Raw genomic sequence first — 22,071 nt, 5'->3', positions numbered from 1 at the left:
AATCGTCGGCGATTTCGCCCTGGACACACGCTCAACGCCCTGAGCGCACACTCGACGCCGCCAGTGCACACTCGACTCCCGGTAAACTTCTCAAGTGCCCAAACGACCCGACAACCAGGCCTGGCGCTACTGGCGCACGGTGACAGGTGTCGTGGCGGCCATCGCGGTGCTGGTGATCGGCGGGCTGACCGGCCACGTCACCCGCGCCGACAACCCCAATTGTTCGGTGGCCAAGTGTGTGGCGCTGACCTTCGACGACGGGCCGGGACCCTACACCGACCGGCTGCTGCAAATCCTGAAAGACAACGACGCCAAGGCGACGTTCTTCCTGATCGGCAACAAGGTGGCGGCCAACCCGGCGGCCGCCAAGCGCATCGCCGACGCCGGCATGGAGATAGGCAGCCACACCTGGGAACACCCGAACATGACGACGATCCCTCCCGAGGACATCGCCGGTCAGTTTCTCAGGGCCAACGACGCCATCACCGCCGCCACCGGCCGCACACCCACGCTGTACCGTCCGGCCGGCGGCCTGTCCAACGCCGCGGTGCGGCAAACCGCCGCCAAGTTCGGCCAAGCCGAAATCCTTTGGGACGTCATTCCTTTCGACTGGGCCAACGACTCCAACACGGCGGCAACGCGATACATGCTGATGACCCACATCAAGCCGGGCTCGGTGGTGTTGTTCCACGACACCTACTCCAGCACCGTTGACCTGGTGTATCAGTTCATCCCGGTGCTCAAGGCCAACGGCTACCGGCTGGTGACGGTCAGCGAGCTGCTCGGGCCGCGCGCCCCCGGCAGCAGCTACGGCAGCCGGGAGAACGGGCCTCCCGTCAACGAACTCCACGACATCCCTTCCGGGGAAATCCCATCGTTGCCCAACACCCCCTCGCCCAAGCCGATGCCCAACTTCCCGATCACCGACATTCCCGGCCAAAACTCGGGCGGGCCGAACAACGGTGCGTAGGGCTCCCGCTTCCACAGCTGACGCGCAGCCCCCAAGCGCCCGCAGGTTGTTGGCTCACTATGCGCTCGGCCTCGCCGTCGCCTACCTCCTGGCCGTTGTCGACGCATCGGCCATCTTGATTCCGCTGAGAGGCCACACCTACGTCGACTTCGCCGAGAAAAACATGGCGTTGGTCTCGGTGTTGGTCGTGTTGGGAACCGTCGGCGTCGCGGTGGGTGGTGTTCTCCTCCTGGCTCCCACGCTGCGGTGGTTCGTCCCCGGCGACGAGCCCACCCCACAACAGCGAGAGGCCGCGATCAAGCTCGGCGGCCGCCAGTCGGCCATCTTGGTTGGCGCCTGGTCGGCGTCTGGCTCGGTGCTGATGCTGATGAATCACGCCGACGGCGCCAAGATTTTGCTGCCCATTCTGCTCGGAGTGCTGTTAGGTGGGCCCGCCGCCGCGGGCACGGGTCTATTGCTGGCGCAGCGCACCCTGCGGCCGATCATAGGAGTGGCCACCCGCGGTGCTCAGCCGCGCCTGGCGGTCCCCGGTGTGTTGGCGCGACTGGTCCTGTTGTGGTTTTTGTGCAGCGCGATCCCGATCGGGGTGATCGCCGCCTTTGTCGGGCTGCGGTCCTATGGCTGGCTGATTCAGGAGTCGGCATCGCTGGATGTGCCCATCTTGGTGGTATCGCTGGCAGCGCTGCTGCTCGGGCTGCCGACGATGATCCTGACGTCGCGATCCATCTCCGATCCGCTCGACGAGATCGTCGCCGCGATGGCGCAGGTCGAACACGGCAACATCGCAACCTACGTCGGCGCCTACGAACGCTCCCAAATAGGGCGGCTGCAAACCGGATTCAACCGGATGGTCGCCGGGCTGGAGGAGCGGGAGCGGCTGCGTGACCTGTTCGGCCGGTACGTGGGAACTGATGTCGCCCGCCGGGCCATCGAAGAGGGCTCGTCGTTGTCGGGCGACGTCGTGGAGGCCGCAGTCCTCTACATCGACCTGGTGGGTTCGACGCAGCTGGCGGAAAATCGTCCGCCGCAAGAGGTGGCCCACGTGCTCAACGACTTCTTCCGGATAGTCGTGGACGCCGTGGACGAATATCAGGGTCTGGTCAACAAATTCGAGGGAGACGCGGCGCTGGCGATCTTCGGAGCGCCGCTGCGCACGAGCGAACCGGCATCGGCGGCGCTGGCGACGGCGCGTGTGCTGGCGACCCGATTACATGAGCTGCCCGTGGTGGACTTCGGGATCGGCGTGTCGGCAGGACGGGTGTTTGCCGGCAACATCGGCGCCGAAAACCGGCACGAGTACACGGTTATCGGCGACGCCGTCAATGAAGCCGCGCGGCTGGCCGACCTCGCCAAAACGTCGGACCGGCGGATCCTGTGCTCGGCGGCGGCCGTCGAGCGCGCGGCCGAGGACGAGCGTGAGCACTGGGCAGAATGCTATTCCACGGTGCTGCGTGGCCGCACCGAAGCCACGCACATCTCGGCACCGGCAGGCGAGGCGTAGTGGTCACGCCCGTAACTTCGTCGGGGGTGGGATCGCGGTCCTCGCGCCGAGATCGACGTTAGCGCCTCACCCTCTCCGGGATTTCCGCGCTGGCGTAGATCTCAACGCTTGGCGGGTGAACGCTGGCTTCATGACAGACCGACCGCCGAGTGCGACCACTTTGCTACGAGTTCGGGGGACGAGTCGCCGTCGACGACGCCGGTGTGGGCGAACTCGTCGATATCGCGGTCCGGCCGGCGGGGGCGCCCAGGGCGGACGCAGGCCCGATACGTCACGATTTGGAAACCTTCAGCGCGGCGATGACCTTGCTGATCGTTGCCGCCGAGCCCGCGTCGCCGATGGGTGTTGCGCCCATGAATATGGTGACCGGTTTGGTGTCAAGCGCGATGATGGTGACGGTGTCACCCTTCACGTGGCGCGAGGTGTCGGCGATCGTGACGTCGGCGTCCACCCGGGCGGCCTTGACTCCGTCGACCGTGATCGATGACGTCTTCGTCGGCCCCAGGGTGGGCTGGGACTGCGAATAGCCCGGGCCGCTGGCCACACATTGCATCAGCTTCGAGGCTTGCTTGCTGACGTCCATGCTGGAAACGAAGTTGGTTATCGCGACTTCGGCCTGCATCATCCACTGGCTGGCGCCGGGCACCTCTTGGCCGACGCCCACCGCCTCGATCAGGTTCGGGCTCTGGTCGTCGGAGAACGGCGCCCAGCCGGATGCCACGCTGGCCGGGAACGACAGTTTGCCGGCGCTGATGGTGCCGTTTTCGGGTTTGTCGCCGCCGGACACGTTGGGCGTGCAGTCGGTCGCGGTCTGCTGAGAACCGCCGGGTTGGGAGGTCGTGGCGCCCGTTGTCGCCGAGGGGATCGAGGGGGCGGCGGTGCTGGAGCTGTCGCGGTGGTTGAGCACCACGACCAGCACGATTACCAGCGCGATCACGCCTACCAGCGCGACGCCGGCGAGGATCAGCCACGGCACCTTCGAGCCGGGCGGCTTCGGCGGTGGTCCGGGCGGGTATCCGGGCGGGTACTGCCCGGGCGGCCAGCCGGGCGGATATTGCTGGCCGGGTTGCGGATATTGCTGGGGCGGGTGGGGGGCCGCGCCGTAGGGATCCGTCCCTTGAGGGTTGGGGTACGGGCCACCCGGCGGGTACGGGTACGAGCCGCCCTGTGGCTGGCCACCCCAATAGGGCTGCTGCCCATACTGATTCGGATCTTGACCGTAAGGGCCGCCCGGGGGAGCCGTCATCTGCTAAACCATCCTCGCTTCTGTGGACTACCTCAGCTGAGGTAGTCGCGTGACGCCGGCATCGGCCCGGTCTAGTCGTCGGCCGCTTCGACCTTGGCCATCGCCAACACGTCGAGGCGCCGGTCGAGCTCCTCGATCGAAAGCCTGTCGCCTACCAGGCCGCGATCGATGACGGTCTGGCGGATCGTCTTTCGCTCCTTGAGCGCCTGCTTGGCGACGGCAGCCGCCTCCTCGTAACCGATGGCCGAGTTCAGCGGTGTCACGATCGACGGTGACGACTCGGCCAGTTCACGCAGGTGTTCGACGTTGGCGGTCAGCCCGGTGATGCAGCGCTGCGCGAACAGCTGTGACACGTTGGTCAGCAGCTTGAACGACTCGAGGATGTTGCGGGCCATCATCGGGATGTAGACGTTGAGCTCGAAGGCGCCGTTGGCCCCGCCCCAGGCCACCGCGGCGTCGTTGCCGATCACCTGCGCGGCAACCTGCGTAACTGCCTCCGGGATAACCGGATTCACCTTGCCAGGCATGATGGAGCTGCCGGGCTGCAGATCCGGCAGCCGGATTTCGGCCAGCCCGGTCAGCGGGCCGGATCCCATCCAGCGAATGTCGTTGGCGATCTTGGTCAGCGACACCGCGATGGTGCGCAGCGCGCCGGACGCCTCGACCAACCCGTCCCGCGCCGCCTGGGCTTCGAAAGAGTTTGCCGCCGTTCGCAATTCGGACAGGCCGGTCTCGGCCACCAGTACTGCGACCACCTTGACGCCGAAGCCCTCGGGCGCGTTGAGGCCGGTGCCGACGGCGGTGCCGCCGATCGCCAGTTCGCCCAGCCGCGGCAGGGTGGCGCGCACTCTTTCGATGCCGGCCTCGATCTGGCGGGCATACCCGCTGAACTCCTGGCCGAGGGTGATCGGGACGGCATCCATCAGGTGGGTCCGGCCGGACTTCACCACCGTCTGCCACTCCAGAGCCTTGGCCGCCAGCGCATCGTGCAACACCTGCAGGGCCGGGATGAGATGAGAGACCGCGGCCTCGGTCGCCGCGATATGGGTTGCGGTCGGGAAGGTGTCGTTGGACGACTGCGACATGTTGACGTCGTCGTTGGGGTGCACCGTGACCCCGTTGGCGGCGGCGATGCTCGCGATCACCTCGTTGGTGTTCATGTTGGAGCTGGTGCCCGAACCGGTCTGGAAGACGTCGATGGGGAACTGGTCGTCGTGGCGGCCGTCGGCGATCTCGGCTGCCGCGGCGATGATGGCGTCGGCCTTTTCCGGCGCCAGCAACCCGAGGTCCTTGTTCACTTGCGCGCACGCGCCTTTCAGCAGCCCCAGGGCGCGGATCTGGGCACGCTCCAGGCCCCGCCCCGAGATCGGAAAGTTTTCCACCGCACGCTGGGTTTGCGCGCGCCACAACGCCTTCGCCGGCACCCGGACCTCGCCCATGGTGTCGTGTTCGATGCGGTAGTCGGTGTCGTTATCAGAGGCACTGTCGGCCATTGATCGGATCCTTGGTTGTGGGGAACGGTTTACGGCAGAGGGTAGGCGGCGTTGGTGTCGCCGGTGAAGTCGATCGCCGAGTACTCGTTGAGCTTCGAAAGCCGGTGGTAGGCCTCGATCATCCGCACGGTGCCCGACTTCGACCGCATCACGATCGACTGGGTGGTGCAGCCGCCGGGGTAATAGCGCACACCCTTGAGCAGGTCGCCGTCGGTGACCCCGGTGGCGCAGAAGAAGACGTTCTCGCCGGCGACCAGGTCTCTGGTGGTCAGCACCTGGTCGAGGTCGTAGCCGGCGTCGAGCGCCTTACGCCGCTCGGCCTCGTCCTTAGGCGCCAGCTGGGCCTGGATGGCCCCGCCCATGCACCGGATCGCCGCGGCGGCGATGATGCCCTCCGGGGTGCCGCCGATGCCGGCCAGCATGTCGGTGCCCGAGGCGGGCCGGCAGGCCGAGATGGCGCCGGCGACGTCGCCGTCGGTGATCAGCCGGATCCGCGCCCCGGTGGCCCGCACGTCGTGGATCAGCTGCGCGTGCCGGGGGCGGTCCAGGATGCACACCGTCATGTCCCGTACCGACAACTCCTTGACCTTGGCCACGGCCCGGATGTTTTCCGAAATCGGAGCCGTGATGTCCAGCACGTGCGCGGCATCGGGGCCGACGGCGATCTTGTTCATGTAGAACACCGCCGACGGGTCGAACATCGCACCGCGATCGGCCACCGCCAGCACCGAGATGGCGTTGGGCATGCCTTTGCTCATCAGCGTGGTGCCATCGATCGGGTCCACGGCGAAGTCGCATTCCGGGCCGTCGCCGTTGCCGACTTCTTCGCCGTTGTACAGCATCGGCGCGTGATCTTTTTCGCCCTCGCCGATCACCACGACCCCGCGCATCGAGACCGAGTTCACCAGCTCGCGGATCGCGTCGACCGCCGCGCCGTCGCCGCCCTCCTTGTCGCCGCGGCCCACCCAGCGCCCGGCCGCCATGGCGCCGGCCTCGGTGACCCGCACCAACTCCAGGGCCAGGTTGCGGTCCGGGGCTTCCCCGCGCGGCGGCCGGGCGGCCGAAGGGTCGGTTTTCGCAATGGTCGTCGGCGACGAACCGGATCCCGGTGCAGTCATGGTTGCTGATTGTCCCAGAAGCGAATCACACGGCACGAGCTGGGATACTGGCCAGGTGACTGTTGAGCCGCAGCCGGCGCCGAAGCCGGCCAAACCACGGTTGCTGCAGGACGGTCGCGACATGTTCTGGTCGCTGGTGCCGCTGGTGATCGGCTGCATCCTGCTGGCCGGCATGGTCGGGATGTGTTCGTTGCAACCGGGGGGGACGAACCGGGGAAGGATCCCGTCCTACGACGCGGCGACGGCGTTGCGGGCAGACGCTGCGACGCTGGGGTTCCCGATCAGGCAGCCGGTATTGCCGCCGGGATGGCAACCCAACTCCGGTGGCCGTGGCGGCATCGAGAACGGCCGGACCGATACGTCGGCCGGTCAGCGGTTGAACGCGGCCACCTCGACCGTGGGATACATCAGCCCGACGGGGATGTACTTGAGCGTGACCCAGAGCAACGCCGACGAGGACAAGCTGGTCGGTTCCATCCATCCGGGCATGTACCCCACCGGAACGGTCGACGTGGGCGGAATCAGCTGGGTCGTGTATCAAGGTGCCGACAAGAACGGCGCCCTCGAGCCGGTGTGGACCACCAGGCTGGCCAGCCCGGCCGGTCCCACCCAGGTCGCGATCACCGGCGCCGGCAGCGCCGAGGAGTTCCGTACGCTGGCGACGGCGACGCAATCACAGCCGCCCCTGCCGGCGAGCCGATAGAAGGGACGTAGCTTGAGCGGACCCGAAGCGGACCTGTCCGGGTGGTCGGCGTCGCCGTTCACCGGCGGCGGCTACACGCACCAGGTCTATCGCAAGGGGTCTGGCCCCGGAGTGGTGCTGATCCCGGAGATCCCGGGCATTCATCCCGGGGTGCTGGGCCTGGGTAATCACTTGGTGGACAACGGGTTCACCGTGGCCATACCGTCGCTGTTCGGTGAGCCGGGCAAGGCGGTGTCGGCCGGCTACGTGGCGGCCACGATCAGCCGGGCCTGTGTGGCCCGGGAATTCGCAGCGATGGCCACCAACAAGCAGCGTCCGGTGTCGCAGTTTCTGCGCGCGCTGGCACGCGATCTCAACGCGTCGACCCCCGGCAAGGGCGTCGGGGTGATCGGCCAGTGTTTCACCGGCGGCTTCGCGCTAGCCGCCGCCGTCGACGACAGCGTGTTCGCCCCGGTGCTCAGCCAGCCCTCGGTCCCACTGCCGCTGACGCCGGCGCAGCGTCGCGACCCCGGCCTGAGCGAATCCGAACTTCGAGTCGTCGCCGACCGCTGCGCCAACGACGGCTTGTGCGCCCTGGGGTTGCGTTTCAGCGAGGACAAGATGGCGCCGCGGGAACGGTTCGCCACGCTCAAGCAGCGACTCGGCGACGCGTTCGAGGTGATCGAGATCGACTCCAGCCCGGGCAACGCGGACGACTTCAGCCGGATGGCGCATTCGGTGCTCACCGACGAGGTCCGCGAGGTGGACGGCCAGGCGGCCTACGAAGCCCGCAAGCGCGTGGTCGAGTTCCTCACTGAGCGGCTGAGTCGGTAGCCGCGCCGGCCGGGGTGTTCCCGGTTCGGCGCGGGAGCCACTTGCGACGGGTGGGTGGGTCATGGTGTTGCTTGAGTTCGACGCCCTTGTACACCGCCAGGTAGACGTCGATGGTGGTGACGATGAGGATCATCACCACCGGACCGATGATGATGCCCCACGGGCCGAACATCCCGATGCCGGCAAACACCGAGAGCAACATGAGCGCGGAGTTCAGCCGGGCGTCGCGCGGGACCAGGATCGGTCGCAAGAAGTTGTCGATGTTGGTGACCACCAGCAGGTGCCAGAGCACCACGAACACGCCGCCGGCGATGTTGCCGTAGAAGATCATCCCGATGCCGAACGGGATCGTCACGATCCCGCCGCCCAGCGGAATGATCGACAGCGCGGTCAGCACGATCGCGAAGATGAAGAACCCGTGGTGGAATCCGGCGAGATAGATCGATGCGGCGCCGGCCACGCCCTGGCACAGGGCGATGACGAACTGGCCGTTGACGGTGCCGCGCACCATCGAGCCCATCTTGCGCAGGTACAGATCGGTGACTTCCTCGCCCAGCGGGTTGAGCTGGCCGATCAGCGTCCGCAACTTGTCCCGGTTCAGCAGCAGTGCCACGAAGACATACAAAAAGATGATGGCCGACGTGACGGCGCCGGCGAGGCTTCCGGCCGCGCCCTGCAAGACATGCAGCAGCCAGGTGCCCACGGTGCGAGCCGCCGAAATCATCGCGTTTCGCAGCATCTCCGGAGTCACGGTCACATGCAGAAACGGCACCCGGGCCAGCAAGTCGTTGATCAGGCGCAACACTTTGTCACCGAGCTCGCTGGGATCGGTGGTCTTGAACCACTCGGCGACGTTGTCGACCATCCGGGCGACCTGGACCACGGCCAGCACCACCAACAGCGCGACCGGAATGAAAACGCTGGCCAATGCCGTCAACACCGTGCAGGTGGCCGACAACCCGGTGCTCAGCCGCTTGCTGAACCAATTGAACAGGGGCGTGAACAGATACGCGCCGACCGCCGCAACCACGATGAGCACGAAATAGTCACGCAGGAAGTAGGCGCCGAACAGCAGGGCGACCAGCGTGAGGACCGCCAGCGCGCGCTTCTGGGTGAGCGTGAATTCGGTGTTCATCTTCGGACCGGGGCAGCCCTCCGCGTCGGTGTTGAGCGTCACCCTAACCGGAGGCTGTGCCTTTGGTATGCAGAACCGCGGTCCTCGGCGCAGTGACTGCGGTCCCCGGTCGTCGTTTGATCCGGGCTGGGTCACCACGGGATCGCGGCTGCGTCAAAGCTTTTCAGGATGTCGGTGGCTGGGCGGGCCAGCTGCGGGTAGTGAGTGATCCGGCCCGCGTCGTTGGACGCGTGGACCGACAGCGAGTTGACCATGCTGGTGAAATCGCCTACGGCACTTCGCTCTTCGAGTTCGAGGAAGACCAGATCCGCGTCCCCACGACGGCTACCCGCTGCATACGGCCTGGCTCGGCGGTCCTCGCGAGGGCCTGCGCCCGACGGTGGTTAACCTGACGTCAGGCATGGGATGGGAGTTTCAGGAGTATGGCGATCGACGACTGCGTGGTCGAAACCAGCTACGGCCCGGTCCGGGGCACCGGCAACGGCGACACCAAGACCTGGAAGGGCGTTCGGTATGCCGCGCCGCCGCTGCGCGACCTGCGTTTTCGGGCGCCGGAGCCGCCGCAGCGATGGACCCAGGTGGCCGACGCCGTCAGCTTCGGACCGGCCTGCCCGCAACCGGTCATTCCGAACATGCCACTCGATTTGGGGGCACCCCAGCGCGAGGACTGCCTGTGGCTGAACATCTGGGCCCCGGCCGGCACCGAGCCCGGCGACGGCAAGCCCGTGATGGTATGGCTGCACGGCGGCGCCTACACGCTCGGGTCGGGCAGCCAACCGCTCTATGACGGCCAGCGGCTGGCCGCCGGCGGCGACGTGGTCGTGGTGACCGTCAACTACCGGCTCGGCGCGCTGGGCTTTCTCGACCTGTCAACGTTCAGCACGTCACGACGATTCGACTCCAACGTCGGGCTGCGGGACGTGCTGGCCGCGCTGTGCTGGGTACGCGACAACATCGGGGGCTTCGGCGGGGCTCCGGGAAACGTCACGCTGTTCGGTGAATCGGCGGGAGCCGGACTCGTCACGACCCTGCTGGCCGTCCCGGCAGCGGCGGGGCTGTTCGGCCGGGCGATCGCCCAAAGTTCGCCGGCCACCTCGGTATACGCCCGCGACAGGGCCCGGCGGGTGGCCGTGCGCGTTCTGGACAAGCTGGGGATCGGCGCGTCGGAGGTCGAGCGGCTGGTTGACGTGCCCACCGCGGCGATGATCGCGGCGTCGAAAGAAGTGTTCGACGAAGTGCCGGTGCGTAACCCCGGTACGGCGGCGTTCGTGCCCATCGTGGATGGCGACCTGTTGGACGACTACCCGGTGAAAGTGGCGCAGGAGGGCCGCTCACAGCCGGTTCCGTTGATCATCGGCACCAACAAGCACGAGGCGGCGCTGTTCCGGTTGATGCGCTCACCGCTGATGCCGATCACCCCGCACGCGATCACGTCGATGTTCACCCAGATCGCCGCCGAACAGCCCGACCTGCAGTTGCCCACCGAGGAGCAGATCGGGCTGGCCTATTCGCGCGTGCGGCGCAAGGCCCGGCCGCTGAGCATCGCCACCGATGTCGGTTTCCGGATGCCCTCGGTGTGGCTGGCCGACGGACACCGCAGGGCGGCACCGGTGTATCTGTACCGCTTCGACTATTCGACGCCGTTGCTGAAGCTGCTGCTGGTCAACGCCGCCCACGCCACCGAATTGCCTTATGTCTGGGGCAATCTCGGAGGACCGCACGACCCGACGCTGCGACTGGGCGGCGTCAGGACCGCCAAGGCGGTCTCGAGCAGATTGCGGACCCGGTGGGTCAACTTCGCCCGGCACGGCAACCCCACCGGCCCCGCGGGCGAGCCGGACTGGCCACCGTACGACGACGCCGATCGGGCTTGCCTGATCATCAACAAAACCGACACCGTCGCGCGCGATCTCGACGGCCACATCCGAGCTGCCTGGGGCGGCCAGGTCGTGGGCTTCCGCTAGCCGCGGCTGGACCCAGAGGTGGGTGCGATGAACTCGGACGCCACGATGTCGCGGGCGTTGGTCCTGGAGGCGCCGCGCCGTCTCGTCGTCCGGGAGCTTGCGGTGCCGAAGGTTGGCGCTGACGACGCGCTGGTGCGGGTGGAAGCCTGCGGACTGTGCGGTACCGACCACGAGCAGTACACCGGAGCGCTGAGCGGTGGCTTCGCGTTCGTTCCCGGTCACGAAACCGTCGGGATCATAGAGGCCATCGGGCCGCAGGCGGCCCGGCGCTGGGGGGTGGCGACCGGCGACCGGGTGGCGGTCGAGGTGTTCCAGTCCTGCCGACAGTGCGCGAACTGCCTCGCCGGTGAGTACCGGCGCTGCGAACACCACGGTCTGGCCGACATGTACGGCTTCATCCCGGTCGACCGGGCACCCGGACTGTGGGGCGGCTACGCCGAATACCAATACCTGGCGCCCGACTCGATGGTGTTGCCGGTGCCCGCCGGGCTGGATCCCGCGGTGGCCACCCTATTCAATCCGCTGGGAGCCGGAATTCGCTGGGGCGCAACGGTTCCGGGCACCGGCGCCGGCGACGTGGTCGCGATACTCGGACCGGGTGTCCGCGGGCTGTGCGCCGCCGTGGCTGCCAAGGAAGCCGGCGCTGGTTTCGTCATGCTGACCGGGCTGGGCCCCCGGGACGCCGACCGGCTGGCGCTGGCCGGCGAGTTCGGTGTTGACCTCGCCGTCGACGTCGCGACGGACGACCCGGTCGCGGCGCTGAACAGGAAGACCGGCGGGCTGGCCGACGTCGTCGTCGACGTCACCGCCAAGGCGCCGGCGGCGTTCGCGCAGGCGATCGCGCTCGCGCGGCCGGCCGGGACGGTCGTGGTCGCCGGCACCAGAGGTTTGGGCGCCGGCGCGCCCGGATTCTCGCCGGACCTGGTGGTGTTCAAGGAGCTGCGCATCCTCGGCGCGCTCGGCGTGGACGCCACCGCCTACCGGACGGCGCTGGCGCTGCTGACATCGGGTCGCTACCCGTTCGAGAGTCTGCCCCGACGCTGCGTGGGCTTTCAGGATGCCGAGGAGCTGCTCGCCACCATGGCCGGCGAGCGCGACGGTGTCCCGCCCGTGCACGGAGTGCTCACGCCATGACCGCGCATCGGGCTGGCGTGCGCTTCGTCATCATCGGCGCCGGAATGGCCGGCGTGCTGGCCGCACTCAAGCTGCGCGAGGCCGGCTTTGCCGACGTCATGGTGTATGAGAAGGCCGATCGGCTGGGCGGAACCTGGCGGGAGAACACCTACCCGGGCATTGCCTGCGATGTGCCCGCCCATCTGTACACCTACAGCTTCGCGCCTAACCCCGAGTGGAGCCACGCGTTCGCGCCCGGGCCGGAGATCCTCGCGTACTTCGACAACGTCGCGCGCCGCTACGGCGTCGACGAACTGATCCGCTACGGGCGTGAGGTTCGCCGCCTCGAGCACGACGGAAGTCGCTGGCGCATCGAGCTGTCCACCGGTGACTGCGACGACGCTGACGTCGTCATCGCCGCCACCGGCGTATTGCATCACCCGCGTTACCCAGACATCAACGGGCTCAACGAATTTGCGGGCAGCATGTTCCACAGCGCCCGCTGGGACCACAGCGTGCCGCTGGAAGGTGCCCGGGTCGGGGTGATCGGCACCGGCTCGTCGGCGGTGCAGATCACCGGTGCCATCACCGACGTCGTGCGCGAGCTGCACCTGTTCCAGCGGACCCCGCAGTGGATCCTGCCGGTGGACAATCCGCCCGTCGACGAGGCCGACCGGGCGCGCTATCGATCCGACCCGGCGGTGCTGACCCAGCTGCGCGCGCAGCTGAACCGGGACTTCATCCAAAGCTTCGCCAACGCCGTCGTCGACGCCGACTCGCAGGCGCTGCAGATGCTGCAAAAGGTGGCCCATGCCAACCTCGAGGACAGCGTCGCCGACCCCGCACTGCGGGAAAAGCTGCGGCCCGACTACCGCGCCGGGTGCAAGCGGCTGATCATCTCCGGCAACATTTACCAGGCCATCCAGCGGCCCAACGCCCATCTGGTCACCGCGGGCATCGACCGCGTCGAAGCCGACGGGATACGCACCGTCGACGGAAGGCTGCATCGCCTCGACATGCTGGTGTTGGCCACCGGTTTTCGGGTGGATCGTTTCCTGCGCCCCATGGAGGTGGTCGGCCGTGGCGGTGTGCGTCTCGACGAGGTGTGGGGGCGGCGGCCATTCGCCTACCTGTCGGTGTCGGTGCCCGATTTTCCCAACCTGTTCATGCTCAATGGACCTAACGGGCCGGTCGGCAACTTCTCGCTGATCGACGTGGCGGAGGCCCAGACGGCTTATCTGCTGCAGCTTTTCGAGCTACTGGCCGACGGTCGGTGCCGCCAGATCAGCGCCCGTCGCGAGGCGACGGCGCGCTTCGAGGCCGACCGCATCGAAGCGGCGAAAAAGACGGTGTGGGTGACCGGCTGCCGCAGCTGGTATCTCGACGACCGCGGCGTTCCGGTGGCATGGCCGTGGACTTTCACCCGGTTCCGCGAAGTGATGAAGCGTCCGGCCCTCGACGACTACGAGCTGCGCTAGGGCGGTGCTGATCTAGTTGCCGCACTCAGCGGAGTCCCCGCGGGGGCAAGGTACATTACCAAACCTCTTGGCGCCCAGCACTTTCCCGCGCTAGGTATGCTGACGGGCACATTGGCGCCGCCACCGGCTATGCCCGCGCCGGCAGGGAAACGCGGACTGGCTGTTTCGGCACGGGTTAGCCGTCGAGTTGGCATCATCCGGGCCGCGCGGATCGGCTGGGAGCGCGGCATCAACGAAGCCCGGATGGCGGCTGATCCTCCACGGTTCTAGCTGGGGCGCACGCGCTATTCCGGCGGTGCTGCGTCGACGACCGACACCAGATGGGGCTTGGCCGCCGCCTTGACCTGCTCGAAAAGATCCTTGTAGTAGGGCAGACATTCGGCTGTGGCCTGCTCGGTGGTAAACAGCGGATGGTAGCCCAGATCGCGCTGCGCCTTGGCGATCGAAAAGTAGTTGTCGAGGTAAAGCCGCTCCACCGCAAGGGGTTCCAGTGGCGGCTTCGGCAGCCCGACCCGGAAGTGCAGCCACTGCCACGCTGACATCAGGTCGCGCACCAGGCGGCCGGATACCCTTATCCGCGGCCAACTTTCGCCACACGCCGTGACGACCGGCCGGGCGAACTCGAACATGTTGATCGGCTCCGCGTCGTTGATGAAGTACGCCTGCCCGGGCGCGGTGCCGCCGGGCACCAAGTGCTGCGCGGCCAGAATGAAACCGTGAATCAGGTTGTCCACGTAGGAGTTGTCCAGCTGGGCTGATTTGCGGCCGACCAACACCTTGACATGGCCCTTGACCACGCTTTCGAACAGCTTGCGGAACATCGTCTGGTCGCCGCGGCCCCAGATCCCGCTGGGGCGGATGGCGCAGCTGAGCATGCCGTCAATACCGTTCTGCGACAATACGAATCGCTCGGCGGCCACCTTCGTCTCGGTGTAGATGTCGTTGAACCGGCTGGTGTAGGGCATCGTCTCGTCACCGCCGGCGATGTTCTGGCCGCCCATCACCACGCTGTTGGACGAGGTGTAGACGAACCGCTGCACCCCCGCCCGCTGCCCTGCGTACACAAGGTTCTCGGTGCCGCCGACGTTGACCGCGAAGCTGCGCTTGCGGTATTCGTCGGTCACCGAGGCGCCGCCCATCAGATCGATGATCGCCGCGGTGTGGAAAATCGTGTCGATGCCGTCGACTGCCGTGGCGCAGGTGGCCGCGTCGGTGATATCACCCTGCAGCACCTCGAGGTTCGGGTGCGGGGGCAGCGGCGAGAGCGCGCGGTCGAAGGAACGCACCTGGTATCCCCGCTCCAGCAGCGTAGTAACCAGGTTGGCCCCGACGAAGCCTGAGCCGCCGGTGACCAGGACGCGGCCGAGTTCAGTTGTCAACGATGCATCACCCATGCGGCGAAGCATAACTAAAACGTGTTCCAGTTCGGAATAAGAATTGCCCGGTGAAACCGCCGGAGAATCGGCCTGCGTTAGTTCTCGGAAGCGCCGCCGGCCGCTAGCGCATCGGTCACCCGTTGCCGGGCACCAGCTAAGTGCTCCTCACATCTTTTCGCGAGTTGTTCGCCTCTTTCCCAGAGCTTCAGCGACGTATCGAGGTCCAGGCCGCCCTGCTCCAGCAGCCGCACGACCTCGATCAGTTCGTCCCGGCAAGCTTCATAGCCGAGCTGACTAATGGGTGTAATAGAGCCGTTCCCGTCCTGGTTTTCGTCGTTTTCGTCAGCAGCCATCGGTAGGTCCTTCACTTAGCGCCGCAATGGCGCCGTCGGCAACCCGCACCCGCAGCCTGGTGCCCGCCGGCGCGTCGTGGACCGACCGCAGCACCCCTGTCGGTGGTCCGGAGTCCGAAAGCCTCTGCACCACGGCATAGCCGCGGGCGAGCGTGGCCGACGGCCCCAGCGTAGTCAGTCGCGCCGACAGGTGACCGACCCGTTCGGTCTCGGCGGCGACCAACCGGTTGATGTCGCGGCGAAGCGCCGACCGGGCGCGCTGGATTTCTTCGCCGCGCACCGTGAGCGCCTTCAGCGGGTCGGCCAGCACCGGGCGGTTACGCAGGTGGGCCAGTGCCCGCTCCTCGCGGGATACCCAGTTGCGCAGCGCTTGGGCGCTGCGCCGGCGCAGGTCGACGATCAATCGCTGCTCGGCCGCGGTATCCGGAACGACTTTCTTGGCCGCGTCGGTGGGGGTGGCGGCCCGCAGATCGGCGACCAGATCGCACAGCGGATTGTCGGGTTCGTGACCGACCGCGCTGATCACCGGCGTGCGGCAGGCCGAGATCGCGCGGCACAGCGTCTCGTCGGAGAACGGCAGCAGGTCCTCGACGCTGCCGCCGCCGCGGGCCAGCACGATCACGTCGACCTCGAGGTGGCGATCCAGCTCCCGCAGCGCCTCGACGATCTGCACCACGGCATTGGGCCCCTGCACCGCGGTGTTGCGCACCGCGAACCGCACCGCGGGCCAACGCGCGGCGGCCACCGTCGTCACGTCCCGCTCAGCCGCGCTCGCCCGCCCGGTGATCAGACCAATCACGTTGGGCAAGAACGGGATTGGACGCTTGAGCCGCGAATCGAAGAGGCCCTCAGCGTCCAGCAGCCGGCGTAGCCGTTCGATGCGCGCCAGCAGCTCGCCGATGCCGACGGCCCGAATCTCACTGAGCCGCAACGAGAACGTGCCGCGCCCGGTGTAGAACGACGGCTTGCCGCAAACCACCACCTGGGTGCCCTCGGTCAATTTCACCGGCGCGGCCAGCACCAGATCACGGGGGCAGGTGACGTTCAGCGACATGTCGGCTGCCGGGTCACGCAGCACCATGAACACCGTCTTGGAGTTGGGCCGCATCGTGATCTGGGCCAGCTGCCCCTCAACCCAGACCGTGCCCAGCCGATCGATCCAGCTCGCGACCCGGATGGCTACCGCGCGCACCGGGAACGGATTCTCGGCCGAGTTTGCGTGGGAAGCCCGGGTCACTTGGCGGTCGCGCGGGTGATCCTGTTGGCCAGCAGCGTCTGGAACGGGGCGCGCGCCTTGGTGGCCTGCTCGTAGGCCAGTAGGGCTTCGAGATCGTTGACATCCAGCGATTGCAGCCGGGCCCGCAGCTGGGCCAGGGTCAGCGATGGGTAGTCGAGTTCACTCGCGATCGCGGGTGCCGGGACCGCCGAATTCGATGACGTGTTCGGTTGCCTGGCCGGGATCGGCTTAGTCGGGGAATCGGCGGCCCTGGACTCATCCGGGTCCGATACCGAGTACAGCGCGAACCGTCCCGCGGACCGGCGGTCGGCGCCGGTGGCATCGGGACCCGGCAGCGCCGTCAACGACCCCTCCCAGCCCTCCACGGCGTCGGGCAGGTCCTCGTCGAAGGTTGCCCATTCCGGCTGCTCGTCCTTGGGCGGGAACAGCGTCTCCAACGTGCTGTCGCCCTTGATGACCAGCTCGGCGAGGTTCTGTTGGAAGCGCATAACCAGGTGTGCGGCCTGACTGATCAGCGTCATCGGGTACATGAGAATGGTTCGCGGCAGTTTGATCGTCTCCTCGACGGCGACTGTCGCCGCGCCGACCAGTAGCCGAACCCCATACGGTGCAGAAGCCATGGGTCCAAGACTGCCTCAAGCGGCGGCTAACTCCAAGCGGGGCCGCGATCAGGCGGGGTTGTGTCATGGCTGTGTCGCGGCCGGCGGGCGGAAAGTACCCTGGACACATGGTGCCGACTGTCGATATGGGGATTCCCGGTGCGTCGAGGTCGGCGAGCTCGGTAACCCACGCTCCAACCCGCAAGCGGGTGCTGCTGGCCGAGCCGAGGGGTTACTGCGCAGGTGTGGACCGGGCCGTCGAGACGGTCGAACGCGCACTGGAAAAGCACGGCGCGCCCGTCTACGTGCGGCATGAGATCGTGCACAACCGCCATGTGGTTGACACGCTGGCCGCAGCCGGTGCGGTGTTCGTCGAGGAGACCGACCAGGTTCCCGAGGGAGCCATTGTGGTGTTCTCCGCGCACGGGGTGGCGCCCACCGTCTACGCGGCCGCGGCCGAACGCAACCTGCAGACCATCGATGCCACCTGTCCGCTGGTCACCAAGGTGCACAACGAGGCCAGACGCTTTGCCCGGGACGATTACGACATCCTGCTGATCGGTCACGAGGGCCATGAAGAGGTTGTCGGCACCGCCGGGGAAGCACCCGACCACGTGCAGCTGGTCGACGGGGTACAAGCCGTCGACCAGGTAACGGTCCGCGACGAGAACAAGGTGGTGTGGCTGTCGCAGACCACGCTGTCCGTGGACGAAACCATGGAGATCGTCGAGAAGCTGCGTCAGCGGTTCCCCAAACTGCAGGATCCGCCCAGCGACGACATCTGCTACGCCACCCAGAACCGGCAGGTCGCGGTCAAGGCGATGGCGCCCGAGTGCCAACTGGTGATCGTCGTCGGCTCCCGCAATTCGTCGAACTCGGTGCGGCTGGTCGAGGTGGCGCTGGGCGCCGGGGCTAAGACCGCCCACCTGGTCGATTGGGCTGACGACATCGACCCGGCATGGCTGGAGGGCGTCACCACGGTCGGTGTCACGTCCGGCGCGTCGGTTCCCGAGGTGCTGGTGCGCGGCGTGCTGGAACGGCTGGCCGAGTTGGGCTACGACATGGTGCAGCCGGTGACCACGGCCAACGAGACGCTGGTGTTTGCCCTGCCGCGGGAGATCCGGTCGGCGCGGTAAACCCGCCCGGCTCAGAACCGGTTCAGCCGTCGTATTCCCAGGAGCCGGACTGGGGCCTGCGCGGTGTGCGGGAACGATTCCGGCGCTCAGGTGGCGGCTCGTCGCGCGGCATGTCACGCGGCTCGTCATAGGGGGCCGAGCCGCGGTAACGGACCTGCGAGATCGGGTGGTGTGTTGGGTTGGCGCCGGTTGGCCCGCCCGGGGCGGAGCGCCGGCGCGGCGGCTCGTAAGGCTCGTATCGGGTCCCCCGCCGCTCGTACCGGTTGGCCGGCTCGGCCGGCTCGGGCGGCTCGTAGGTGCCGTAGGGATCGAAGCGGCTGCTGCGTGGGGCGGGCCGTTCGTAAGGATTGCGGCGGGTGTGCGGATCTCGGCGCGTCTCCCGCGGCGGCTGGGCGCGCAGGTCGGGGTCGTCCTGTGGCCGGGGCCGGCGGCGTGATCGAGGCGGCGGGTCGGCGGCGTCATGATCGCGTGCCGGCGCCGGACGCCGGCGGCGCGGATGTTCGGCGGCCGGATCCGGCTGATCATCCGCCGCGGATCGGGCATGCCGGGATCGGGTCCGATCAGTGCGCCGGGCGGTAGTCCGACTGCTCCGGGTGGTCCGGCCGCTGCGGGAGGTGCGTCCGATCGCGGGGGCCGGCTGTGAATCGGGGTCGGGAGCTTCCTCGGTGTCGGCGCCGGGGGACAGCCATCCGCTGAGTTTGGCCGCGAGCGCGCTGATCGCAGACTTTCGACGGGTGGTTGTGCTCGTGGGGTCGTTGGCTTTCGCGGTTGTGGTGGTGCGCTGGGTCATGCCCAGGTACCACCGGATCAGACCGATCAGCAGTACGCCACCGGCGGTGCCGAGCATCAGCGGGAAGCGCTCGATCAGCGGATAACCGCAATTGATCAGCAGATCTTTGAATTTGTCGATCTTGCCGCCGTGGAACAGCCAGTAGGCGCCGGGCACCGTGAAGAAGAGGATCAGCGGCGGCTGGATGACCGCGGTGAACAAGCCCGACTGGCGCACGGCCAGCACCGCCGCCACGCAACCGGCGATATAGAACCCGGCGAAGACGTGCGTCAACTCCTTGTGACCGGCGTCGAACGCGTACCCCACGGCGGTGGCTGTGACGGCTATCAGCACGGCCGCCCACCAGGGCACCCCGGGGATGTTGGGGACGATGGAGCGGCGACTTGGCTCCACCGCTGAACTCGCCCGCTGTGCTGACACATGTAGACCGTACCGGCTGTGAGCCCGTAGGCTCGTCAACACCTCGCCGGCGGCCGGCGGCGTGCCATCCGCGGCCTGTGGCGCCGTGTGCGGGGCAGTAGTCACATCTGCCCCAGGAGCCTCTTTGGGTCCACAGTTTGCCCCCTCATCGTGAGGCGTCGCTGGTCACGACTACCCGGGCGCAACGAACACTTCGGCCCGCGCGATGCTGCTGTGACCGACGTCATAAGCGGTTACCCACTGACGGCCAGGAGGGCGCTGGGGCGCAGCCGTCCTAGACTTGGGTCCCTGTGAGCCTGAGCCTGGGAATCGTGGGTCTGCCCAACGTCGGAAAGTCGACCCTTTTCAACGCGCTGACCCGTAACAACGTGGTCGCGGCCAACTATCCGTTCGCGACCATCGAGCCCAACGAGGGTGTCGTTTCGCTGCCGGATCCGCGACTGGACAAGCTGGCGGAGCTTTTCGGATCCGAGCGCATCGTCCCCGCACCGGTGACGTTCGTCGATATCGCCGGCCTGGTCAAAGGGGCCTCGGAGGGGGCCGGCCTGGGCAACAAGTTCCTCGCGCACATTCGCGAATGCGACGCCATCTGCCAGGTGGTGCGGGTGTTCGCCGATGACGACGTGACCCACGTGGCCGGCAGGGTCGATCCGCAATCCGATATCGAGGTCGTCGAAACCGAGCTGATCCTGGCCGACCTGCAAACTCTCGAGCGTGCCCTGCCGAGGCTGGGGAAGGAAGCTCGCACCACCAAGGAGCGCACGCCGGTGTATGACGCAGCACTGGCCGCCCAGCAGGTGCTCGACGGCGGCAAAACACTGTCCGGCGCCGCTGTGGATGCCTCGGTGCTGCGCGAGCTGAACCTGCTGACCACCAAACCGTTCCTCTACGTGTTCAATGCCGACGAGCCGGTACTGACCGATCCGACGCGGGTCGCCGAGCTGCGGGCGCTGGTGGCGCCGGCGGATGCCGTCTTCTTGGACGCCGCCATCGAATCGGAGCTGGCCGAACTCGACGACGAGTCAGCCGCCGAACTGCTGGAGTCGATCGGGCAGACCGAGCGCGGCCTCGACGCATTGGCCCGCGCGGGTTTTCACACCCTCAAGCTGCAGACGTTCCTGACCGCCGGCCCCAAGGAAGCGCGGGCGTGGGTGATCCATCAGGGCGACACCGCGCCCAAGGCGGCGGGGGTGATCCACTCCGACTTCGAAAAGGGCTTCATCAAGGCCGAGATCGTGTCCTATGACGACCTGGTTGCAGCCGGGTCCATGGCGGCGGCCAAGGCGGCCGGCAAGGTCCGGATGGAAGGCAAGGATTACGTGATGGCCGACGGAGACGTGGTCGAGTTCCGGTTTCAAGCGGCGTCCGGTCAGCAGAAGAAGGCATAGTTGGCTGCGTCATCCCCGTTCAGGGCTTGAAGTACGTCAGTGCCGGTGGGAACAGCTCGCAACTCAGATTTAATGTCTGAAATCGCGCTAGAATTCTGTACATGATAACGCTTCCGTTGGCCGAGGTCCGCGCCAACCTCTCTAAGTTGGTTGACGAAGCGGTTCGCACCCACGAGCGGATCGAGATCACTCGGAAAGGCCGCCGAGCGGCCGTGATTCTCAGCGCCGACGACTATGACTCGATCATGGAAACCTTGGCGATCCTCAGCGATCAGGAGTTGATGCGTGAGGTCCGGGCAGCTGAGGCCGAGGCTGAGAGCGGCGAGGTCTACTCACTCGACGAGGTTGCCGAGGAGATGCGCGCCGCCGGCCGGCTGCCACGATGACCTATCAGGTCGAATTAACCAGAGCGGCGAAGAATGCGTTGACCGATCTCCTACCGGAGGCGGTGGCTATCGCTTGCTGGGAGTTCATCCGAGGGCCGCTCGCCGAGAACCCTCACCGAGTCGGAAAGCCACTTCGTGATCAGTTGGAAGGCCGGTACTCGGCCCGCCGAGGAGAGTTTCGGGTGATCTATCAGATTTTCGACGAGCGTGTCGTCGTCCGCGTCATTCATATCGCGCATCGGCGAGACGTTTACCGGTAGGGCGACGTGGTCGCTGACCAAGCGATAACGAGCATCCGCCGGCTCATCAACGGCGCCAACGTCAAAGTCCACCGACCCTAGACCGGGCCCCTGCGCGTGGACTATGTGTTGAGGGTGCGACAAGCGAGAGCCTCGGATGGCTGAATCGATGCACGGCGCAACAGGATCAACGCCAAGAGGCGGCCGGGCAGGGCGAGCAGGCGGCGGTCGAACGGGAGCGGGCTCAGCTGGCACGACGGGAATGGCTCGCTTCCGAGCGGGATCGGATAGCCGCGGAACGGGACCGGGTCGCCAACGATCGCGAGCTGTCGGCTGACGAACGAGAAAGACGCGCAGACGAACGCGAGGGCACCGCCGCCGACCGTGAACGCGAGCGCTTGCAGCGTGCCGCCGACCGAGAGCAGCGGCTGCGAGCCCACGCTGCTCGGTAACAGGCTGAGATCACGCGTCAAATGGACGAGTCGGAGCGACGTCGCGCTCAAAGCGACCCGGACGGCTGACCTCGAGGCCCGGCTCACCGAGCCACGTGCAGTGCCATGAACCTGCGGAGAAACCTTAACCGGCCAAGTTCGCCGAAGATTCAATATGGCTA

Annotated in this window: 23 protein-coding genes; 11 read left to right on the top strand and 12 right to left on the bottom strand. The window is 67.1% G+C overall.

Features of this window, described 5'->3' with window-relative positions:
* Positions 1-94: 94 nt before the first annotated feature.
* Both AWC07_RS13160 and AWC07_RS13155 read left to right on the top strand, forming a co-directional pair.
* The gene (locus tag AWC07_RS13160) at positions 95-970 is read left to right on the top strand and encodes a polysaccharide deacetylase family protein (protein WP_036418906.1); all 876 of its coding nucleotides are present in this window, start codon (positions 95-97) and stop codon (positions 968-970) included.
* A 49-nt stretch (positions 971-1,019) separates the two neighbouring features.
* The gene (locus AWC07_RS13155; protein WP_085105100.1) at positions 1,020-2,471 is read left to right on the top strand and encodes an adenylate/guanylate cyclase domain-containing protein; all 1,452 of its coding nucleotides are present in this window, start codon (positions 1,020-1,022) and stop codon (positions 2,469-2,471) included.
* A gap of 128 nt (positions 2,472-2,599) precedes the next feature.
* Here the strand turns inward: AWC07_RS13155 and AWC07_RS27595 are convergent, their stop codons facing one another.
* The 4 genes from AWC07_RS27595 to glpX all read right to left on the bottom strand — a co-directional run bounded on the left by AWC07_RS27595 (position 2,600) and on the right by glpX (position 6,328).
* Positions 2,600-2,746, bottom strand: a complete 147-nt coding sequence (locus tag AWC07_RS27595) for a hypothetical protein (protein WP_167380067.1) — start codon at positions 2,744-2,746, stop codon at positions 2,600-2,602.
* A complete protein-coding gene (locus AWC07_RS13150; RefSeq protein WP_036410623.1) occupies positions 2,743-3,717 on the bottom strand; it encodes a hypothetical protein in 975 nt (324 codons plus the stop codon). Before AWC07_RS13150 ends, AWC07_RS27595 begins: the two co-directional genes overlap by 4 nt.
* A gap of 71 nt (positions 3,718-3,788) precedes the next feature.
* Positions 3,789-5,210, bottom strand: a complete 1,422-nt coding sequence (locus AWC07_RS13145) for a class II fumarate hydratase (RefSeq protein WP_085105097.1) — start codon at positions 5,208-5,210, stop codon at positions 3,789-3,791.
* 29 nt (positions 5,211-5,239) lie between these two features.
* Positions 5,240-6,328: a class II fructose-bisphosphatase gene (gene glpX / locus AWC07_RS13140; RefSeq protein ID WP_139829680.1), complete on the bottom strand. Its 1,089-nt coding sequence runs from the start codon at positions 6,326-6,328 to the stop codon at positions 5,240-5,242.
* Between the two features lie 55 nt (positions 6,329-6,383).
* On the opposite strand from glpX, the gene AWC07_RS13135 reads away from it, so the two are divergent.
* Positions 6,384-7,031: a DUF4245 domain-containing protein gene (locus AWC07_RS13135; protein WP_036418963.1), complete on the top strand. Its 648-nt coding sequence runs from the start codon at positions 6,384-6,386 to the stop codon at positions 7,029-7,031.
* A gap of 12 nt (positions 7,032-7,043) precedes the next feature.
* Complete coding sequence (locus tag AWC07_RS13130; protein WP_036418955.1) at positions 7,044-7,844, top strand: dienelactone hydrolase family protein; 801 nt, start codon at positions 7,044-7,046, stop codon at positions 7,842-7,844.
* On the opposite strand, the gene AWC07_RS13125 is transcribed toward AWC07_RS13130, so the two are convergent.
* Complete coding sequence (locus AWC07_RS13125; protein WP_036418960.1) at positions 7,822-8,979, bottom strand: AI-2E family transporter; 1,158 nt, start codon at positions 8,977-8,979, stop codon at positions 7,822-7,824. The genes AWC07_RS13130 and AWC07_RS13125 overlap by 23 nt on opposite strands.
* A 131-nt stretch (positions 8,980-9,110) precedes the next feature.
* Entirely contained in the window at positions 9,111-9,233 is a 123-nt protein-coding gene (locus AWC07_RS29345) for a hypothetical protein (protein WP_279628880.1), read from the bottom strand.
* Between the two features lie 168 nt (positions 9,234-9,401).
* Here AWC07_RS29345 and AWC07_RS13120 point away from each other — a divergent pair, with 168 nt between their 5' ends.
* The 3 genes from AWC07_RS13120 to AWC07_RS13110 are packed head-to-tail and all read left to right on the top strand — an operon-like array spanning position 9,402 to position 13,534.
* Positions 9,402-10,943, top strand: a complete 1,542-nt coding sequence (locus AWC07_RS13120; RefSeq protein ID WP_036419935.1) for a carboxylesterase/lipase family protein — start codon at positions 9,402-9,404, stop codon at positions 10,941-10,943.
* Positions 10,944-10,970: 27 nt separating this feature from the next.
* Complete coding sequence (locus AWC07_RS13115) at positions 10,971-12,077, top strand: zinc-dependent alcohol dehydrogenase (protein WP_425271245.1); 1,107 nt, start codon at positions 10,971-10,973, stop codon at positions 12,075-12,077.
* Positions 12,074-13,534, top strand: a complete 1,461-nt coding sequence (locus tag AWC07_RS13110) for a flavin-containing monooxygenase (protein WP_036419937.1) — start codon at positions 12,074-12,076, stop codon at positions 13,532-13,534. The genes AWC07_RS13115 and AWC07_RS13110 overlap by 4 nt, the downstream gene beginning before the upstream one ends.
* Positions 13,535-13,818: 284 nt before the next feature.
* Here the strand turns inward: AWC07_RS13110 and AWC07_RS13105 are convergent, their stop codons facing one another.
* The 4 genes from AWC07_RS13105 to AWC07_RS13090 all read right to left on the bottom strand — a co-directional run bounded on the left by AWC07_RS13105 (position 13,819) and on the right by AWC07_RS13090 (position 17,120).
* A complete protein-coding gene (locus AWC07_RS13105; RefSeq protein WP_051508288.1) occupies positions 13,819-14,940 on the bottom strand; it encodes a 3-beta-hydroxysteroid dehydrogenase in 1,122 nt (373 codons plus the stop codon).
* Positions 14,941-15,005: 65 nt separating this feature from the next.
* Positions 15,006-15,263, bottom strand: a complete 258-nt coding sequence (locus AWC07_RS13100; protein WP_036419938.1) for an exodeoxyribonuclease VII small subunit — start codon at positions 15,261-15,263, stop codon at positions 15,006-15,008.
* The gene (xseA, locus tag AWC07_RS13095; protein WP_036419940.1) at positions 15,253-16,500 is read right to left on the bottom strand and encodes an exodeoxyribonuclease VII large subunit; all 1,248 of its coding nucleotides are present in this window, start codon (positions 16,498-16,500) and stop codon (positions 15,253-15,255) included. Before xseA ends, AWC07_RS13100 begins: the two co-directional genes overlap by 11 nt.
* Positions 16,497-17,120, bottom strand: coding sequence for a lipid droplet-associated protein (locus AWC07_RS13090; RefSeq protein WP_036419942.1), 624 nt, complete (start codon positions 17,118-17,120; stop codon positions 16,497-16,499). Before AWC07_RS13090 ends, xseA begins: the two co-directional genes overlap by 4 nt.
* Positions 17,121-17,227: 107 nt before the next feature.
* On the opposite strand from AWC07_RS13090, the gene AWC07_RS13085 reads away from it, so the two are divergent.
* Positions 17,228-18,235: a 4-hydroxy-3-methylbut-2-enyl diphosphate reductase gene (locus tag AWC07_RS13085; RefSeq protein WP_036419944.1), complete on the top strand. Its 1,008-nt coding sequence runs from the start codon at positions 17,228-17,230 to the stop codon at positions 18,233-18,235.
* Between the two features lie 22 nt (positions 18,236-18,257).
* On the opposite strand, the gene AWC07_RS13080 is transcribed toward AWC07_RS13085, so the two are convergent.
* On the bottom strand, positions 18,258-19,445 hold the full coding sequence (locus tag AWC07_RS13080) for a DUF6542 domain-containing protein (RefSeq protein WP_208622415.1): 1,188 nt from the start codon (positions 19,443-19,445) through the stop codon (positions 18,258-18,260).
* A gap of 290 nt (positions 19,446-19,735) precedes the next feature.
* Between AWC07_RS13080 and ychF the strand changes: the two genes are divergently transcribed.
* The 3 genes from ychF to AWC07_RS13065 all read left to right on the top strand — a co-directional run bounded on the left by ychF (position 19,736) and on the right by AWC07_RS13065 (position 21,479).
* Positions 19,736-20,833 carry a redox-regulated ATPase YchF gene (gene ychF, locus AWC07_RS13075; protein ID WP_085105096.1) on the top strand — a complete coding sequence of 366 codons (1,098 nt, stop codon included), beginning with the start codon at positions 19,736-19,738 and terminating at the stop codon, positions 20,831-20,833.
* A gap of 101 nt (positions 20,834-20,934) precedes the next feature.
* Positions 20,935-21,219, top strand: coding sequence for a type II toxin-antitoxin system Phd/YefM family antitoxin (locus tag AWC07_RS13070; protein WP_036418251.1), 285 nt, complete (start codon positions 20,935-20,937; stop codon positions 21,217-21,219).
* Positions 21,216-21,479 carry a type II toxin-antitoxin system RelE family toxin gene (locus tag AWC07_RS13065; RefSeq protein WP_036418249.1) on the top strand — a complete coding sequence of 88 codons (264 nt, stop codon included), beginning with the start codon at positions 21,216-21,218 and terminating at the stop codon, positions 21,477-21,479. The genes AWC07_RS13070 and AWC07_RS13065 overlap by 4 nt, the downstream gene beginning before the upstream one ends.
* A gap of 101 nt (positions 21,480-21,580) precedes the next feature.
* On the opposite strand, the gene AWC07_RS27590 is transcribed toward AWC07_RS13065, so the two are convergent.
* A complete protein-coding gene (locus tag AWC07_RS27590) occupies positions 21,581-21,931 on the bottom strand; it encodes a hypothetical protein (protein WP_167380066.1) in 351 nt (116 codons plus the stop codon).
* Between the last annotated feature and the right edge of the window lie 140 nt (positions 21,932-22,071).

The sequence above is a fragment of the Mycobacterium gastri genome, assembly GCF_002102175.1.
Classification (GTDB): Bacteria; Actinomycetota; Actinomycetes; order Mycobacteriales; family Mycobacteriaceae; genus Mycobacterium; species Mycobacterium gastri.
Note: the sequence above shows the minus strand (reverse complement) of the source record. Positions and strands in the feature narration are given on the sequence as shown.

Bases quoted from the DNA above. Each gene is read 5' to 3' on its own strand.
- AWC07_RS13100 (WP_036419938.1), bottom strand. From the start codon at position 15,263: ATGGCTGCTGACGAAAACGACGAAAACCAGGACGGGAACGGCTCTATT.
- AWC07_RS13090 (WP_036419942.1), bottom strand. From the start codon at position 17,120: ATGGCTTCTGCACCGTATGGGGTTCGGCTACTGGTCGGCGCGGCGACA.
- glpX (WP_139829680.1), bottom strand. From the start codon at position 6,328: ATGACTGCACCGGGATCCGGTTCGTCGCCGACGACCATTGCGAAAACC.
- AWC07_RS13150 (WP_036410623.1), bottom strand. From the start codon at position 3,717: ATGACGGCTCCCCCGGGCGGCCCTTACGGTCAAGATCCGAATCAGTAT.
- AWC07_RS13120 (WP_036419935.1), top strand. From the start codon at position 9,402: ATGGCGATCGACGACTGCGTGGTCGAAACCAGCTACGGCCCGGTCCGG.
- AWC07_RS13070 (WP_036418251.1), top strand. From the start codon at position 20,935: ATGATAACGCTTCCGTTGGCCGAGGTCCGCGCCAACCTCTCTAAGTTG.
- AWC07_RS13125 (WP_036418960.1), bottom strand. From the start codon at position 8,979: ATGAACACCGAATTCACGCTCACCCAGAAGCGCGCGCTGGCGGTCCTC.
- AWC07_RS13065 (WP_036418249.1), top strand. From the start codon at position 21,216: ATGACCTATCAGGTCGAATTAACCAGAGCGGCGAAGAATGCGTTGACC.
- AWC07_RS29345 (WP_279628880.1), bottom strand. From the start codon at position 9,233: ATGGTCAACTCGCTGTCGGTCCACGCGTCCAACGACGCGGGCCGGATC.
- AWC07_RS13085 (WP_036419944.1), top strand. From the start codon at position 17,228: ATGGTGCCGACTGTCGATATGGGGATTCCCGGTGCGTCGAGGTCGGCG.
- AWC07_RS13105 (WP_051508288.1), bottom strand. From the start codon at position 14,940: ATGCTTCGCCGCATGGGTGATGCATCGTTGACAACTGAACTCGGCCGC.
- AWC07_RS13115 (WP_425271245.1), top strand. From the start codon at position 10,971: ATGAACTCGGACGCCACGATGTCGCGGGCGTTGGTCCTGGAGGCGCCG.
- AWC07_RS13110 (WP_036419937.1), top strand. From the start codon at position 12,074: ATGACCGCGCATCGGGCTGGCGTGCGCTTCGTCATCATCGGCGCCGGA.
- AWC07_RS13145 (WP_085105097.1), bottom strand. From the start codon at position 5,210: ATGGCCGACAGTGCCTCTGATAACGACACCGACTACCGCATCGAACAC.